Below are 15,695 nucleotides of genomic sequence, written 5' to 3'. Positions count from 1 at the left end.
ATATTTAACCTGGTATTGGTTAAGGATAAATAATGCTCTTACTGATATTTGGCCTTGACTTGGTTAACGATGTATTCGGCGATGATATTAACGACTAAAGTCAATACCAACAAGACAAAGCCGGCATACATTAAGGCGGCTACCTGCATTCCTGAAGCTTCTGCAAATTGGTTAGCTAATAAAGAAGCGATGGTGTTAGCGGGTGCTAATACAGAGGGATTTAGCTGGTTCGAGTTACCGATAATCATGGTTACCGCCATTGTTTCTCCCATCGCGCGACCTAACGCTAACATAACTCCCCCCACAATACCTGAAAAAGCCGCAGGAATTAACACTCTAAATATAGTTTCCCAACGGGTTGCTCCTAAGCCTAAAGAGGCTTGACGTAATTCTGGCGGTAAGGAGGCTAATGAATCTCGGGAAATGGCGGTAATAATCGGTAAAATCATAATCGCTAAAACCATCCCTGCCGGCAGCATTCCAGGACCGGCGGGTGGAGTCGAAAATAAAGGAATCCAACCCAAATGATTATGTAACCAGCTACCAATAGGAGTCACAAGGGGAATTAATACAAAAATGCCCCATAATCCATAAACTACACTGGGGATAGCCGCTAACAGTTCGACTAAAAACACCAAAACTGTGCGAATCTTGAGGGAAATAAAGTCTTCACTCAAAAAAAGTGCTGTTCCTACTCCTAAAGGAATAGCGATGATCAGAGAGATGAGCGAACTAACAATTGTCCCATATATAACCGGTAACGCCCCGTAATCATTGGTAACCGGGTTCCAAGAACTAGAGAAAAGAAATCCTAATCCATATTGTTGAATCGCTGGCCAAGAGCGTATTAAAACAATTAGAGAAATCGATAATAAAATTAATCCTATGCCAATGGCAAAGGCTAACGTTAGCCAAATAAACCCTTGATCTAAAGATTTTTCTAACGGGGACCTGGGGGTACGTTCAGAAGAGTCTTGTTCTGAAAATGTTGGTGCGCTCATAATAGCGTTTAAGAGTTAATAGAGGTGCTTCTTTTAGAGAAGGTTTCAGGGGTTAATTTAAGGGGTAGCAGATGGCTACCCGACAAGTTTTATTTGACCTTAATTTGAAAATCGGGGCTAATTTGATCAGCCGCCGCCGCTACTTTTTCCACGACGTTTTGAGGTAGGGGAATATAACCGAGTTCTGCACTCGATTTTTGTCCTTGAGTCAATCCATATTGAATCATCCCTTCTATGCCTTTGGCAATATTGGGATCGTCATATTTTTTGTAGACTAGCATCCAAGTGTAGGTAACAATGGGATAAGATTTTTCTCCTTCAGGATCGGTAATAAATGCTCGTAAATTTTCAGGCAGAGTTACAGATGCTAAGGTAGCGGCTTCTGATTCTTCGGTGGGGGCAACAAATTGTCCGGCTTTATTTTGTAAGGAAGCCACGCTTAATTTATTGTTCTTGGCATAGCCAGCTTCTACATAGCCAATGGAGCCTTGATTTTGTTGAATTGATGCGGTTATGCCTTCATTTCCTTTTGCGCCGATAAATTTACCGGTTTTGGGCCATTGTACGGTTTTACCTGCCCCTATTTTGGATTTCCAATTGTCACTGATAGCACTTAAATGTTGAGTAAATACGGCTGTTGTGCCGCTTCCATCAGCCCGATGCACTACGGTAATGGGTAAATCGGGTAATTTTACATCCGGGTTATCTTTAGCAATTTTCGGATCGTTCCAGTTAGTGATCTCTCCTAAAAAGATGCCCACATAAGTATCTCGACTTAATTTTAGTTCTCCTTGAACCCCGGGAATATTATAAGCCAGCACGATCGCCCCGGCGGTCATGGGTAAGGTTAACACGCCTCGCTGCACTTTGGCAATTTCTTCATCTTTCATGGCCACGTCACTCGCCCCAAAGTTGATGGTTCCTTGGATGAACTGTTCAACGCCTGCACCACTTCCCACTGATTGATAATTCACCTGTAAATCAGGCACTTCTTGGTTTAGCTGTACAAACCAGTTGGAATAGAGGGGATAGGGAAAAGATGCCCCGGCACCGGTTAGTCTAACCGGTTGAGCTAAGGCTAAGGCTTTGGCTAGAGAGTCTCCTCCGGCAGCAGCAGGAGTTTGTTCGGCTGTACCGCTTTGTCCTTGTCCTTGTCCTGTGTCTGCTGTATTATTGGCACTGCCACAAGCGCCTAAACTGATGCTTAAAGCAAGTATAGATATAAAATTTATTAGGTCTCTAGGTGAGGTTCTTAAATTCTTTTGATTAAGCATATTTAAGGCAAGGCTACTTACTTGAGTTTATCATTTTCATGATACAGGCTATCATTTAATAGTAAAGAGTAGGTTAAGAGAAATCTTAAATTTTTCCAAAATGGTTATTTTATCTTAAATCCACTAGATCCCTTGACGATTTTAGGGTCTCTAGGGGAAGGCTAACAAAGTAGGTTTATTAACAGAATAATCTAGAATTATTCATAAGCTCATCAGTTTATTACCATTCAAGAGCCTCTAATCCGATCAACTCGAGCAAGTAACAAGAGAATTTGCTGGTCAAAGATCAGCCGCATCACAAGAATTTCAGGTTATGATTTATTTAAGGAAAAAAATTGCCTTTTCGCTTTTCGCGGATTTAGCCCTTCAACTTAAGTGACTTAATTATGGCCTCCCCGATTACTTGGCAGCAAGACAGCGATAACCCAGACAACGCTCAAAACCTCTCTCTAATTGGTCAATGGTGGGAAAAACTCGATTCACAAGAAGTCTCGTGGCAACAGCGCATCCTTCCTTCTAATGGGGATATTGATGAGCTTGACTGGAGTTCGCAGCGCTTTGACGAAAAAATTAGCTTACAGAAACCGCAAATGCGGGGAATTACGCTCTATTGGTATAGTCCTTCCTTCAAAGATGAACGCAGCACCACTCCTAGACAGCTTACCCTAGACATGACTAAGGGCGACCTCTACATTTATCCTCAGTCGCAAACTCAGTTAGTTATTCGCATCAATAAACCTCAAATAGTCTTTCAAACTGTAGAAGTGAATGACCCTCTCATCGTTGGTAATTCTGTAGGGGATAACTACGTTCTTCTGCTACGAGACAAACAACAGCAACTACAAGTGAAAATTACGCTAACTCCCCATAGTCTTCAGCAACTATTAGCGAGTCTTCCCCAAAACCCATAAAATTTGTACGATGCGTAACTTCTACCCCAACAACTTTTCTAACAAATTAATCCCCTTCTCACTTTTAACAATAATACTGCGGTCACGCTCAAATAACACTGAACCCACACACACCGATTGCTCGGCTTGTTTTCGGATATACTCTTGAGAGCGTTGATCAATTTTAGCCGCTATAGACTCATATACTGCTTTTACCCAATGAGTATGATTTTCCTGATCTAACTTTCGTAAATAAGATAACGCCGCTTCTGTCGTAGGACAATTAAACACTTGTTGTAAATTAGAAGTCGGTAAACCTAATTGAGCTAAATGAGCGGTCAAAATTTCTAAGCGTCCATCCGCGAGATAATGATGAGTATGAAAAATTCCGCCGGCTAATTTAATCAGCTTTCCATGATAGCCAAATAAAACTATTCCCTTTACCTTTTGAAGTGCTGCCGTCACCAACATCGGACCTAACCAATTAGCCGTTTTAAGCAGTTGTGCCGGATTAATACCCATTTGTTGCGCCAATTGTAACCCGTTTTCCCCGACACAAAACACTAAAGTCTCAAACTGTTGAGCTTTCTCGATTAATGCTTGCTGATAAACTTCTAATTGTTCACTGGCACTGAGCGGCTGAGAAATTCCCGTTGTTCCTAACAAAGAAAGTCCTTCAACTACCCCAAAAGCCTCATTAGAGGTTCTTTGAGCTAATTTTCGCCCTTCCGGTAAGATAATGGTTACAGTTATCTGTTCATCGTTTTGCAGTAGAGATTGGAGATTTTCCTGTAGCAGTCGTCGAGCATACTGATAAATGGCTGATTTCCCCAGTTCATTGCTCAATTTACCCACGCCTTCACCGCCTCGGATCAGAATATTTTCTTCTAGCCACTCGTTTTCTGTTTTAATCCTAGCCGATAAAGATTGAAGATTTTCTGACCTAACTGTTGACTCCACTATCGCCCAAACGGGAGTATTACGAGTAATGTCTAAATTATCCCCAGGATCACTACGAGTAATGGCTAAAGCCTGATTTACGCCGATCTGTGCTACTTGTTCTATTTCAATTTCTACTGTTTGCGCCGCTTCAATTAAGTTGACCCAAACTTTTTTATTTTCCTCCTGTTGATGTAAATGACGCAATGCCGCTATAGCCGCAGCCGTTGCAAAGACAGGTAAAGTATATCCTGAGCGGGGTTTCATAAAAGTTATGAGTGAACAGTTCTCTTCAACAAATTTCCTTAGAATGAATTAATTACTAATTTATTAAAATTTCATCGCTTTTTGGGATTGACTGTCAAGCCAGTAGGAAAATCGGGCACGGCTGTAACATTCTAGTCTCAACTAAATGTTATTCAATCCGTACCCTTACTTCTAGTTATCCTAAATTTCAATAAATTTTGGGGCAACTAAAGCTAGTTTTTTCCATTACCCACAAAAGCAATAGTCAAGCTATCGTGAGCCAAGAAGTGATCGAGATGATAAGCTCTTTCTTCCGTTGCTAAAAGAATTTTTTCTAATAGATAACGGGTAGCACGATCGCCTAAACTTTCAGCTTGAGAAGCTAAACGACGTAACAGTTGAATAATCGCTTGTTCTGCTGATAAATCGTGTTCTACCATAGAGCGGCTATCATAAGAGCCATCTTCTTCAGGTTCAAAGCAGCATAACTCAGCCAGTTTAGTAAAACTAGCGACAGGAATGCCACCTAATCCATTTAAGCGCTCACCCAAATCATGAACATGATTTTGAGCGGCTTCGTACCCTTCTTGGAAAAATTCATGTAAGGAGTAAAATTCTGACCCCTCTACGACAAAATGATGTTTTTGATACTGCAAATACAACGCTTGAAAACTTGCTAAGGCACTATTTAACCCCTCACACACGGGCGTGGTTACGCTTTTATCTAGTAATACGGAATTCTCGCCTACTTCACCGAAGGCACGTACTAAGCCCTGAGTTGTAGCCATTTGATTTTTCTCCTGTTGTTGTTGGGGAATTACTTGTATAGGGTATCTACCTTATCACACTTTACCTGGAGAACGGACAAATTGCACTAGGCATCTCAAGATTTACTGACAATTTCTCCAACTTAAAAAATAGTTGAGAATAATTAGCGTTTATATGGTAGTCTACAAATAGAAGATTTTCCCAGTAAGACTCTAGCCACTCACACTCAATTACGCCCAAACATGAGTTCAGCCAACCCGTCATCATCTTCAAATCAAGTTATTCAGGTTCAAGGTACCGACCGTTGGGAAGTTTATCACCGCTTACAGGAGTTAGACATCCCTTGCCAATGTCATCTCAATCAGCCTTTACAGATAGAACTGGATACTCATATTCAGGCGATTCAGCTATGGAGCGTAGTGAGAAGAATTAAAGCACCCCGCCAGGAATTAATTCTCTGGTTAGATCGATGCTGGGTGCTAGACATTGATAATGAGAATCATTAAACTGTACACTTATTGAAAATATATGTCAAACTGTAAGCCGGAATACACACCCTTTAATGCCGTCGGACAATTGCTAGATTTTGTTATTAAAGACGGGGACAAAATCAAATACTTGAGGATTAATGTTTCAGAGCGCGAATATTGGATCAAACTGCCCAAAGAAATGCGGCAAGGACTAGATCCGCTCATTGCGCCGGGTTGCTGGATAGAAGTGAATGGGAACAGTAAATTATGTGCCAAAACGGGTAAACTGAAGCTAAAAGCCGAAACAATTCGGCCGACTGTACCCTTATCAGACAGAGAAAGCTACCCTCAACAACAGCCAACCCAAACCAGTAAATGCAGAAAACCGGCAGCGAGTATCCTGGTGTGTCAGAAATCTGACTGTTGGAAAAAAGGCGGCAAAGATATGTGTCAAGCGATCGAAAGTTGCCTAAAAGATAATGGTCTAGAAGACCAAGTTCAGGTCAAGCGGACAGGTTGTTTAAAAAGATGTAGTAAAGGCCCCAACATGATTATTTTACCCGATAAGGCCAATTATACTCGTGTTAAACCCCAAGAAATTCCGGTTTTATTGGAAAAGCATTTTGTGGCGGCAAAGGATTAGTCTAGTGCTTATTTATTTTAATCAGCCTCACACTTATATCTATATAGTGTGGGGTTTGTTCTTAGATTTAATCATCAAATTGCTATAGAGGCGCAAGGTTTGCGCCCCAGGAAGGAAAAGAAAAATTTTATATTTAGTTACCTATAAACTAAACAGAATTCGCCCAATCCTTAGCCCAATTCAAAGTAAGATGAACTTGATCTAAATTAGCCGCTTCACAATAAAGACGTAAAATCGGCTCAGTGCCGCTAAAACGAATCAACAACCAACTTCCATCTTGGAGACGGAACTTATAACCATCTATAGCTAGACAATCGATCACAGACTGGCCGGCGATCGTTTTAGGGGGGTCAGTTTCCAAACGAGTTAATAATTTAGATCGTACCTCCATACTAGCCAAAGGCAAATCAATGCGATCATAAGCCGAAATAAAGGCGGCTTTTTCTTGTAATTGAGTATAGCGATCTGATAAATCGACACCCGATTCAACCACCGCCTCTAAAACATATAAAGCTGATAATAAAGCATCGCGTTCAGGGATATGAGTCCCATAACCCACACCACCGGATTCTTCCCCACCAATTAACACCTGACTGGTTAACATACGGTCAGCAATATATTTATAACCAATAGGAGTTTCAAAGATCGGTAAATTATAAAGTTTAGCCAGACGAGGAATAATATCAGAACCGCTAACGGTTTTAACCACCTCTCCACTTAATCCCTTCTTATCAACCAAATGGTCCATTAAAATCGGAATTAAAATCTGAGTAGAGAGAAAATTTCCCTTAGCATCTACTGCCGCAATGCGATCACTATCACCATCAAACACCAAACCCACCTTTAACCCCTCACCCGGGGCCGTTTTAACCGTTTCTAACAATTCCGATAAATAACGGGGTAGAGGTTCAGGGGGATAACCGCCAAATAGGGGGTCTCGCGCACTATGAAGTTCTTGTACCTCACATTCAAGAATTCGACCCAACCCACCAGCCGCCGCGCCGTGCATCACATCCGCAAACACCCGCAAACGTCCAGAATTAATCGCTGCGCGAATGGGTTCAACTTTGACCTGAGTTCGCAGGCGATCGCAGTAACTTGACCAAGGGTCAAAATAACTTAAACTGGGGGAGAATGCGAGTTCCGCACTGCCGCTTGGGGAACTTGGGGAAACCGTTGAGGATAAGCGGGCTTCAATTTGCTGAGTAATCTCAGGAGAAACCGAACCGCCAAACGGTCCTTTAACTTTCAAACCGAGGTAATTTGGGGGATTATGACTAGCCGTCATAACGATGGCTCCGAGAGCCTTGTGAGCTTTAGCCGCCCAACTAAAAGCCGGCGTTGGGGCATAACTCTCGGATAACAACACATCAAATCCGGCCTCGGTAATTGCCTGGGCTGCCGTTCTAGCGAAATCCTCGGCCATAAAGCGGCGATCATAACCGACCACAATCAGACGGTGATCGACATTAGAGCCATAATTATCTGCTAAAACCTGAGCCGCCAGAGGAGCAAGCCGCCAGACTCGCTCAAAAGTAAAGTCGGCGGCGATAATTCCCCGCCAGCCATCAGTACCAAATTTAATCGGGTTGACTGTAAAAGACATGAAATCGCTCATTAATAAACCAGTCTGATCCCAGAGTAGCCGACACAGAGCATTTTGGGAACTGAATTTTCTATCTTTCGGGCGGCAACTCCGAGTCGGGGGTGAGGGTTTTGAGTAAAATTTGAAGTTTCATGCGTTCTATGTAAGGCCAACCTCCTGTTTCTTCAATCTCTCTGAGCAAATGATATAAATCTTTACGAGTATCCGGTAAAGAAGGTTCAAAAAACTGTTCTCGGATTTCTCGATGGAGTTGTTCTAGAGTTCGCAGCAGAGATAATAATGCGTCGAGATCGCCAGAGCATTGCTGCGCCAGCGTTCGGATTTCGGTGGTAATTCGAGCGAGTTGCTTGTTATCTGTTTGAGTATCCCCATTTGGATCGTGATTCATGTAAAGGCATCCATTGAGAAAATCACCCTCATCATAAAAGATTCTGGGTAGTTGAAGTAACCAAATTTGGTAGAGTAGATCCCGATATGTCTCAATAGTGAGCGTTGTCCACAATCTATTGATGGCTTTTTGATAAGTAATACTTATTTGGACAAGAATTATTAATTAGAGATTGACAAAGCGAGGTTGATCATGAGGTTTCGTGCTTTAATTGTTGCCTTTCTGGCTTTATGTCTGGGCTTATTCACAGTTGCTTGTAGTGAAGCGCCCACCGATGTTAGTCGGGAACAACTCACTTATGACGAAATTTTGAACACAGGACTGGCTAACAAGTGTCCTCAAGTTTCCGAATTTACCCGAGGTAATATTCCCGTTGAACGTGGACAAACTTATTTAGTGACAGATTTGTGTTTAGAACCCCAACAATATTTTGTTAAGGAAGAACCCGTTAACAAACGACAAGAGGCTGAATACGTACCCGGTAAACTATTAACCCGTTCTACCACTAGCCTTGAACAAATTTCCGGAACCATTAGCGTTAGTGATGACGGCGTACTAACTTTTACCGAAGAAGAAGGGATTGACTTCCAACCCATCACGGTTCAATTACCCGGCGGTGAACAAGTGCCTTTCTTTTTTACCATTAAAAGCTTAGTGGGTCAAACCGAGGCAGGTTTTAACTCCATCAACAGTTCAGTGGACTTTGAAGGAGGTTTTAAAGTGCCTTCCTATCGAGGTGCTGGTTTCTTAGATCCCAAAGGTCGGGGTGTAGTGACTGGGTATGATAACGCGGTTGCTCTACCCGCTTCTGCTGATGCAGAAGACTTTGCTAATGTTAAATCAACTGATACCGGTAAAGGAGCAATTTCTCTACAAATCACCAAAGTTGATGGAGCTACCGGAGAAATTGCTGGCGTGTTTGAAAGTGAACAGCCTTCCGATACCGATTTAGGCGCTAAAGAGCCAGTAGGTGTGAAGATCCGAGGCATCTTCTATGCCCGCATTGAACCAACCGTTTAATATAAACCCTGCCCTTAAACGGTTTAAAACACTTTGTTAAATTAACGATGGAATAGAGGAAATCACGGTGAGGGGCGTTTCGCCCCTTTTTGAGTTTTTTAAAGACCGTCAAAACTAACTGAAGAATTTACCTTGAAAAAGTTTAAATGAATTTGATGGCTTTTGAGTAGGAAACCCCGGGCAAACCGGACCCTTTTTCTGCTCAGTAAATTAGCGCAAGCCTCATTTGAAAATTGAACAGAAACCTGGTATTTACTCGGTTGCACTAAGCCAGTGACTAGCCTAATCTAGATACAGTCAAAGACTACAACCCGTCAATAAAAACTATTACTTGACGAAAAAAGTTAGCTTTTGACTAACTCGAGTTAGACCGTTTTAAATAAAACCCTAAAAACTTATTTTCCCTTGAAATAAAGTTACAAAAAAATCTTGCAGCAAATAGCAGAAATAGGTTAAGTGCGCTATGTATATTCCCGTCAAAGAAAATCTCAAACTGGAAAGCTTGCGCTTGTTCCAAGATTACCAAAAATCCCCATCAACTGAACTTCGCAACCAAATTTTGGAACTCAACTTCGGGTTAGTAAGAAGAGAAGCTTATCATTGGGTGAGTCAATGTAACGAGAATTATGAAGACTTGCTGCAAGTGGGGTGTTTAGGATTAATTCGAGCTATTGAACGATTTGAAACCGGCAAAGGTCACGCTTTTAGTTCTTTTGCTATTCCCTATATCCGAGGGGAAATTCAACACTATCTGCGCGATAAGGGTTACTCGGTCAGAATTCCTCGGCGTTGGTTAGACTTAGGCCGCCAAGCCATGACTATTCGGCGGGACTTCCAAACTCGATTGAACCGTCAACCCAGCGATGAAGAAATTGCCGAGATTTTAGAAATTTCTGCCAAAGAATGGCAAGAAATAAAACTAGCTTTCCAAAATCGTGAGCCGCTCAGTTTAGATGTTTCCATCAATCACGATGATGATGGACAAACGAGTTTAGGAGACTTGGTTCCCGATCCCAAGTATCGCAGTTTTCAGTTGTCTGAAGATGACCGCATTCGTTTACAACAAGCACTCGCTCAACTCGAAGAACGAACCCGGCGAGTTTTAGAGTTTGTATTTTTGTATGATTTAACTCAACGAGAAACAGCAGAACAATTAGGAATCAGTGTGGTGACCGTTTCTCGCCGCGTTAAAAAGGGTCTGGATCTGCTTAAGGAAACCATGACCAAAGAAGTATTTTGAAAATTAATATTTATGGCCCCCGAATTGCCTAAAATGAATACATTGATGATTATTATTGTCTCAAGGTAAAGCATGACCAAAACGGTTGGCGATGTCATGACCCACAATCCCTATACGGTAACGCCTCAAACTCCACTCTCTGAGGCGATTAAACTCATGGCAGAAAAAAAAATCAGTGGATTGCCTGTGGTCAATGAAATAGGCAATTTAGTCGGGGTAATCTCAGAAACCGACTTGATGTGGCAAGAAACCGGCGTGGAACCCCCACCTTATATCATGATCCTCGATAGCGTGATCTATCTCCAAAATCCGGCTCGCTATGAAAAGGAAATTCACAAGGCACTAGGGCAAACGGTAGGAGAGGTAATGAGCGATAAGCCCATTAGCATTAAAGCCTATCAACCATTACGAGAAGCCGCTCAACTCATGCACGACAAAAAAATCCGACGCTTACCTGTGATTGACGAAACAGAGGCAAAAGTAATCGGTATTATTACTCGTGGCGATATTATCCGCGCCATGGCCAGTAATTGAAGTCTCCCACTCGCTTCGTTTTGGGAGTAGCTCTTGATTAAGCTACATGGTTAAATTTTTTGGGCGACAAAATTCAAGGTGAAGAAAATTAAGAAAAATTCACTAACCTCGCCGGTCAAGTGCGAGGATTGTCCAAACCAATTTGGTCAACGCAAGAAGTGAATAGCCCATTTTAGCCTAACAATCTCACAGACTTCCGAATGCTTCCCTAGTTCGGATTCTCTCTAAACTCGATTGGTACGAGTGTTGCTAAAGACAAGACATGGTTTGTTAGGTGGGCAAAGGAACTTAAACTTAACTCTTTAAGGATTATCTCCATGCTAAGAGTACCTGTTATCTCAAAAGAAGGAAAACCCTTAATGCCCACTAAACCTAGTAGGGCAAGAAAATGGATAAAAGACGGTAAAGCTGTTGGCAAGTTCAACGACTTAAATCAATTTTATGTTCAACTAATTGTCAATTCATCTGACAACAAAACTCAAACTATCTCTATAGGAATTGACCCAGGTAAGCTGTTTTCAGGTATAGGTGTTCAGTCTTCGTCATATTCTTTATGGGCTGGACATTTAGAATTACCTTTTAAAACAATAAAAAAGCGAATGGAAGATCGCCGAATGATGCGTCGTACAAGGAGAGGAAGGCGAATTAATCGCCACCTGCCTTTTGAACTAAGAGCGCACCGTCAAAAGCGTTTTAACAACCGCAAACAGGGCAAATTACCTGGGGTGCGGAACGAGTTCCGCACTCCATCAATTCGCGCTAACAGACAACTAGAATTGAGGGTCGTCAAAGAACTGTGTAAAGTTTTTCCGATAACTGATATTTACTTTGAGTATGTAAAAGCCGATGTAGATTTAACTTCAGGCAGGAAAAAAGCCTGTTCAGGAAAAGGGTTCTCTCCTGTGATGGTTGGTCAAAAATGGATGTTAGAGCAACTAAGGCAGTTGGGAAATGTTGATACCCGTTATGGATGGCAGACCTCTAACTTAAGACAACATTTAGGATTAGAAAAGTCTAAAGACAAAGCCAAACAATCTAAAGAGAGTCATGGCTTAGATGGTTTAACTTTAGCTTGTTTTCAGTTTTTAGATTATAAATCTTTTCAGACTGTTAATAGTCAAGGTCATCACTGGGTAGGTTCAGTAACAATAACAAATTGTCCATTCGCTGTTATTAAAAGACCTCCGTTTAGTCGTCGTCAACTTCATCTTATGCTCAAGAGCAAGGGAGGTATAAGACGACAGTATGGAGGAACAATAACCGACTTTGATTTAAGAAAAGGGGATTTAGTTAATTGCCCTAAAGGAATTGACTATGTCTCAGGTCAAACTAAAAAACAAATATCTGTTAGCGATGCTAATTGGAAACGGTTAGGGCAGATAGCTGTTAGCAAAGTGACTTTGATTAGACGTTCAAACGGATTGATTGTCAATTGCTAAAAAATGTAAAGCCGTCCTTCGCTGTCGCTAAAGGACGGGGTTTCAAACCCAAAATTTTCGATGAGTGTAACCCCAGAATCAGTTCAAGCATTAATTGACTCCAGCGATTTTGGTGATCGCATCCGAGGGATTAATCAATTACGTCAATTAGACCCGAAAATAGCTTTTGAAATGATTCAACCCCTCGTGAGCGATCAAAATGTTCGGGTACGCTACGCGGCAGTTAGTCAGTTAGATCCTTTAGGAAAACAAGATTTAGAAAAAGCCTTAGAATTATTGCGCGAACGCCTACGCTTTGACCCGGAAGCCGATGTTAAAGCAGTGGCGGCTGATGTCATTGGCGGCTTAAAACTGACCGCCGCCTTTGAAGACCTACAACAGTTATATCATCAAACCTCGGAATGGCTGATCCAAATGAGCATTATTGCTTGTTTAGGAGAGTTTGGTGACCCCAGAGGCTTTGATCTTCTTAAAATTGCCCTCCAAAATGAAAATAGCTTGGTGGCTACAGCCGCCATCAGTGCTTTAGGAGAATTAGGCGATTCCCGGGCGATTGAGTTATTACTTCCTTTTATAAATGATCCAGATTGGCAAGTTCGCTATCGTTTAGTCCAGGCCTTCGGAAATTTAGAGGGAGAACAAGCTAAGACCGCTTTAGAACAATTGTCTGGCGATCCAGTGGAACAAGTGGCTGTGGCGGCTCAAACACTTCTTAGTCATTAGTTATTAGTCATTAGTCATTAGTTATTAGTCACGCTCGTCAGTAGAGCAATTGTTCCCGCTACCCTATAGCCTATTGCCTAGTTATTACTAACCATCAACTTAGGGTAAGATAATCAACAAAACTAAGCATTAACGCCCTGAGAGCATCTTGCTATGATCAATCTGCCAAAAGCAACTTTTACCCTATTGGTTAGCTTAGTGATCAGTGGAGTTTTAAAAATTACTCCTACTCTAGCCCAAACCGAGCCGCCTTTATCCACCAAGCAACATAATGAACAATTGGGGGACTTACTACGACAAGGCCGTCAGTACGTCGATAACGGAAACTATACTGAGGCTCTCAACCTCTATCAACAAGCGGCTACCCTCGCTCAAGATAACCCGAAAATTTTTTCGGGCATAGGCTATCTCTACTCCTTACAGGGCAATTATCAAGCCGCCGTCCGCGCTTACCAACAAGCCTTGACGCTAGAGCCTTCTAACCCTGAATTTTACTATGCGCTCGGTTACAATCTCGCTTATGCCGGTGACTACAGCAATGCGGCCACAGCTTATTATTATGCCATGCAGCTTGAGCCGAAAAATGTCAAACACTACATCGGTTTAGGCGTAGTTCTGCTACGACAAAAAAACTATGATAAAGCTATTGAAGTGTATCAATGGGTATTAGCTTTAGACCCGAATAATCAAGAAGCACATGAAATTATGGGGGTCGCTTTATTAGAGCAAAAACGTACCTCTGAAGCCATGAGTTTTCTACAAAATGCCACTGAAAAATTTCCCAGTAGTACCGAATTAAAATTACAGTTAGCTAGTGCTTCTCTTGCTCAAGGAAATCTCGATCAAGGATTAAGTTTATTACAAGATGTACAGCGCTTAGACCCAAATAATTATAAAATTCAATTAAAAATAGGGATTCTGCTAGAAAAGAAAGAGCGTTACGACGAGGCGCTTACTGCTTACCGCAGAGCCTCTTATCTGGCACCTAAATCTATTGAAGCTAATGCTGGTATTGGAAGGGTGTACTTGGCTCAAAAAGATTATTTAGGAGCCATTGTGGTTTATAAAGAACTGGCAGAAGTAGCACCTAATAATCCTGATATTTACTATAATTTAGGGTTCGCTTTAAAACAAAGAGAGCGTAAACAGGAAGCAAAAGAAGCTTTAGAAAAAGCCCGCCAACTTTATCAGAGTAGAAATGATCAAGAAGGAGTAGATAAGGTTAATAAGTTATTGAAAAAAAAGGGGAAGGGGTAGAGGAATAGAGTTAAAATTTGCGAAGTGGGTTGCCAAACATTTATCTTAATTAAAACCACTAGGAGCTAAATAAGGAACATGAAAACCTTAATAATAAACATTAGTGTAGCTAGTTTATCTACTATTTTTGGAACAATAAATTGTTTAGCGGTTCAAGCGGCTAACATAAATTTAACAGCCAAAACAGATAAACCTCTTATTCTAGAAACAAATTTGGCTACTTGGACAGATAATATAGACACAATTGTTTTTAATGCAGACAATTGGACAATACGAGGGAAGCTTAATATTCCGGCACAAACTTTTGATTTCACTTTACTCTCTCATATTGTAGCTCCACATCCAGAAAATCCTTTTAATGAAGAACGCTTTAATGATACATCTGGAGTTCTTGGGGTTTCTATAGATGTCCCAAGAGAACGAAACAAATCTAATACAAAAACTTTTTCTTCAAAACACGGTAATCTTCATCAAGATGTATGGACAGTTACTATAGACACTAACCGGGGTATAATAGGCGGATTTCCTAGCGGTGGAGGAATACAAATAAAAGCAGCACACGTCCCCGAACCCCTCACCCTCCTCGGCGTAGGAACAGCCCTAAGCTTCGGCGCTTATTTCAAACGCCAACTTAAAAAGCAGTAAACCTTCATTTTAATCTATAACCCCAAAGCGACAAGAATAGTAAATAAGTATTGTAAAAGTTTAGACTAGATGATAATTTTTTAACCCGTTTTGGGAACTATACAAGTAAGCATTTACTCCCAACTTGTGTAGTAAAATGAAATCTGTTAAGCAAACTGAACAGCAATTAATTTTAACTTTCCTACCGATTTCTGCCTGGCTTGCCTGTGTAACAAGCTTAATTGGCGCGATTTTGCTCCCTTTACCCGGGTGTTTATTCTGGTTTATTCCCTCAACAATAATTAATCTTATCATTCTCTTCTTTGCTGACTCGGTTAACTGTTATTTTGATAAAAGCAAAGGACAATTAATTCAGCAAAAAATCGGTCTTCGAGGAATGCGAGTAAAGCGGCTGAATCTGTCGGAAATTTCAGGAGTTTATATTGAGAAACTACCCATCAAAAATGATTATATTTATTTGATATATTTTTATGTAAATTCTCGGGAAAAATTTTATTTAACTCGCTGGAAATATGCCAATTTTATAGGAATTAGCCATTCAGCCGCTTTGATTTGCCAATTTCTTGAGCTTCCTCTTTACCATCTAGTGGAAAAGTAATCTAGCTGGTTGAA

17 protein-coding genes are annotated in these 15,695 nt (G+C 41.2%); 11 read left to right on the top strand and 6 right to left on the bottom strand.

Annotated elements, in window-relative coordinates:
• Positions 1-38 precede the first annotated feature (38 nt).
• Both pstC and pstS read right to left on the bottom strand, forming a co-directional pair.
• The gene (gene pstC / locus CYAN7822_RS17270) at positions 39-1,001 is read right to left on the bottom strand and encodes a phosphate ABC transporter permease subunit PstC (RefSeq protein WP_013323542.1); all 963 of its coding nucleotides are present in this window, start codon (positions 999-1,001) and stop codon (positions 39-41) included.
• Positions 1,002-1,090: 89 nt separating this feature from the next.
• Positions 1,091-2,275: a phosphate ABC transporter substrate-binding protein PstS gene (gene pstS, locus CYAN7822_RS17265; protein ID WP_013323541.1), complete on the bottom strand. Its 1,185-nt coding sequence runs from the start codon at positions 2,273-2,275 to the stop codon at positions 1,091-1,093.
• Positions 2,276-2,661: 386 nt separating this feature from the next.
• Between pstS and CYAN7822_RS17260 the strand changes: the two genes are divergently transcribed.
• The gene (locus CYAN7822_RS17260) at positions 2,662-3,186 is read left to right on the top strand and encodes a hypothetical protein (protein ID WP_013323540.1); all 525 of its coding nucleotides are present in this window, start codon (positions 2,662-2,664) and stop codon (positions 3,184-3,186) included.
• A gap of 21 nt (positions 3,187-3,207) precedes the next feature.
• On the opposite strand, the gene cbiD is transcribed toward CYAN7822_RS17260, so the two are convergent.
• Positions 3,208-4,380, bottom strand: a complete 1,173-nt coding sequence (cbiD, locus tag CYAN7822_RS17255) for a cobalt-precorrin-5B (C(1))-methyltransferase CbiD (protein WP_216701611.1) — start codon at positions 4,378-4,380, stop codon at positions 3,208-3,210.
• Between the two features lie 203 nt (positions 4,381-4,583).
• Entirely contained in the window at positions 4,584-5,138 is a 555-nt protein-coding gene (dpsA, locus tag CYAN7822_RS17250; RefSeq protein ID WP_013323538.1) for a DNA starvation/stress protection protein DpsA, read from the bottom strand.
• A gap of 222 nt (positions 5,139-5,360) precedes the next feature.
• On the opposite strand from dpsA, the gene CYAN7822_RS17245 reads away from it, so the two are divergent.
• Positions 5,361-5,624 carry an Asr1405/Asl0597 family protein gene (locus CYAN7822_RS17245; protein ID WP_013323537.1) on the top strand — a complete coding sequence of 88 codons (264 nt, stop codon included), beginning with the start codon at positions 5,361-5,363 and terminating at the stop codon, positions 5,622-5,624.
• 22 nt (positions 5,625-5,646) lie between these two features.
• The gene (locus CYAN7822_RS17240) at positions 5,647-6,231 is read left to right on the top strand and encodes a (2Fe-2S) ferredoxin domain-containing protein (protein ID WP_013323536.1); all 585 of its coding nucleotides are present in this window, start codon (positions 5,647-5,649) and stop codon (positions 6,229-6,231) included.
• A 148-nt stretch (positions 6,232-6,379) separates the two neighbouring features.
• Here CYAN7822_RS17240 and CYAN7822_RS17235 read toward each other — a convergent pair whose 3' ends face one another.
• A complete protein-coding gene (locus CYAN7822_RS17235) occupies positions 6,380-7,837 on the bottom strand; it encodes a phosphoglucomutase/phosphomannomutase family protein (protein WP_013323535.1) in 1,458 nt (485 codons plus the stop codon).
• A gap of 70 nt (positions 7,838-7,907) precedes the next feature.
• A complete protein-coding gene (locus CYAN7822_RS17230; RefSeq protein WP_013323534.1) occupies positions 7,908-8,225 on the bottom strand; it encodes a hypothetical protein in 318 nt (105 codons plus the stop codon).
• Between the two features lie 192 nt (positions 8,226-8,417).
• Here CYAN7822_RS17230 and psbO point away from each other — a divergent pair, with 192 nt between their 5' ends.
• From psbO to CYAN7822_RS17190, 8 genes are all read left to right on the top strand, one after another.
• Positions 8,418-9,245 carry a photosystem II manganese-stabilizing polypeptide gene (gene psbO, locus CYAN7822_RS17225; RefSeq protein ID WP_013323533.1) on the top strand — a complete coding sequence of 276 codons (828 nt, stop codon included), beginning with the start codon at positions 8,418-8,420 and terminating at the stop codon, positions 9,243-9,245.
• A 463-nt stretch (positions 9,246-9,708) separates the two neighbouring features.
• Entirely contained in the window at positions 9,709-10,485 is a 777-nt protein-coding gene (locus CYAN7822_RS17220) for an RNA polymerase sigma factor SigF (RefSeq protein WP_013323532.1), read from the top strand.
• Positions 10,486-10,557: 72 nt separating this feature from the next.
• On the top strand, positions 10,558-11,019 hold the full coding sequence (locus tag CYAN7822_RS17215) for a CBS domain-containing protein (protein WP_013323531.1): 462 nt from the start codon (positions 10,558-10,560) through the stop codon (positions 11,017-11,019).
• 317 nt (positions 11,020-11,336) lie between these two features.
• Positions 11,337-12,458 carry an RRXRR domain-containing protein gene (locus CYAN7822_RS17210; RefSeq protein WP_013323530.1) on the top strand — a complete coding sequence of 374 codons (1,122 nt, stop codon included), beginning with the start codon at positions 11,337-11,339 and terminating at the stop codon, positions 12,456-12,458.
• A gap of 60 nt (positions 12,459-12,518) precedes the next feature.
• Positions 12,519-13,181 carry a phycobilisome degradation protein NblB gene (gene nblB, locus CYAN7822_RS17205; protein ID WP_013323529.1) on the top strand — a complete coding sequence of 221 codons (663 nt, stop codon included), beginning with the start codon at positions 12,519-12,521 and terminating at the stop codon, positions 13,179-13,181.
• 153 nt (positions 13,182-13,334) lie between these two features.
• Positions 13,335-14,438: a tetratricopeptide repeat protein gene (locus CYAN7822_RS17200; RefSeq protein ID WP_013323528.1), complete on the top strand. Its 1,104-nt coding sequence runs from the start codon at positions 13,335-13,337 to the stop codon at positions 14,436-14,438.
• Positions 14,439-14,516: 78 nt separating this feature from the next.
• A complete protein-coding gene (locus CYAN7822_RS39510; RefSeq protein WP_013323527.1) occupies positions 14,517-15,083 on the top strand; it encodes a PEP-CTERM sorting domain-containing protein in 567 nt (188 codons plus the stop codon).
• Positions 15,084-15,219: 136 nt separating this feature from the next.
• Positions 15,220-15,681: a hypothetical protein gene (locus tag CYAN7822_RS17190; RefSeq protein WP_013323526.1), complete on the top strand. Its 462-nt coding sequence runs from the start codon at positions 15,220-15,222 to the stop codon at positions 15,679-15,681.
• The last annotated feature ends 14 nt before the right edge of the window (positions 15,682-15,695 follow it).

It is taken from the genome of Gloeothece verrucosa PCC 7822 (genome assembly GCF_000147335.1).
In the GTDB taxonomy this organism is placed as follows: domain Bacteria; phylum Cyanobacteriota; class Cyanobacteriia; order Cyanobacteriales; family Microcystaceae; genus Gloeothece; species Gloeothece verrucosa.
This window is presented reverse-complemented; position numbering and strand designations above follow the sequence as displayed.

Excerpts from the sequence above, each read along its gene's own strand:
- CYAN7822_RS17245 (WP_013323537.1), top strand. The coding sequence starts at position 5,361 with ATGAGTTCAGCCAACCCGTCATCATCTTCAAATCAAGTTATTCAGGTT.
- CYAN7822_RS17200 (WP_013323528.1), top strand. The coding sequence starts at position 13,335 with ATGATCAATCTGCCAAAAGCAACTTTTACCCTATTGGTTAGCTTAGTG.
- CYAN7822_RS17190 (WP_013323526.1), top strand. The coding sequence starts at position 15,220 with ATGAAATCTGTTAAGCAAACTGAACAGCAATTAATTTTAACTTTCCTA.
- dpsA (WP_013323538.1), bottom strand. The coding sequence starts at position 5,138 with ATGGCTACAACTCAGGGCTTAGTACGTGCCTTCGGTGAAGTAGGCGAG.
- psbO (WP_013323533.1), top strand. The coding sequence starts at position 8,418 with ATGAGGTTTCGTGCTTTAATTGTTGCCTTTCTGGCTTTATGTCTGGGC.
- pstC (WP_013323542.1), bottom strand. The coding sequence starts at position 1,001 with ATGAGCGCACCAACATTTTCAGAACAAGACTCTTCTGAACGTACCCCC.
- CYAN7822_RS17215 (WP_013323531.1), top strand. The coding sequence starts at position 10,558 with ATGACCAAAACGGTTGGCGATGTCATGACCCACAATCCCTATACGGTA.
- CYAN7822_RS17210 (WP_013323530.1), top strand. The coding sequence starts at position 11,337 with ATGCTAAGAGTACCTGTTATCTCAAAAGAAGGAAAACCCTTAATGCCC.
- pstS (WP_013323541.1), bottom strand. The coding sequence starts at position 2,275 with ATGCTTAATCAAAAGAATTTAAGAACCTCACCTAGAGACCTAATAAAT.
- nblB (WP_013323529.1), top strand. The coding sequence starts at position 12,519 with ATGAGTGTAACCCCAGAATCAGTTCAAGCATTAATTGACTCCAGCGAT.
- CYAN7822_RS17260 (WP_013323540.1), top strand. The coding sequence starts at position 2,662 with ATGGCCTCCCCGATTACTTGGCAGCAAGACAGCGATAACCCAGACAAC.
- CYAN7822_RS17240 (WP_013323536.1), top strand. The coding sequence starts at position 5,647 with ATGTCAAACTGTAAGCCGGAATACACACCCTTTAATGCCGTCGGACAA.
- CYAN7822_RS17230 (WP_013323534.1), bottom strand. The coding sequence starts at position 8,225 with ATGAATCACGATCCAAATGGGGATACTCAAACAGATAACAAGCAACTC.
- CYAN7822_RS39510 (WP_013323527.1), top strand. The coding sequence starts at position 14,517 with ATGAAAACCTTAATAATAAACATTAGTGTAGCTAGTTTATCTACTATT.
- CYAN7822_RS17235 (WP_013323535.1), bottom strand. The coding sequence starts at position 7,837 with ATGTCTTTTACAGTCAACCCGATTAAATTTGGTACTGATGGCTGGCGG.
- CYAN7822_RS17220 (WP_013323532.1), top strand. The coding sequence starts at position 9,709 with ATGTATATTCCCGTCAAAGAAAATCTCAAACTGGAAAGCTTGCGCTTG.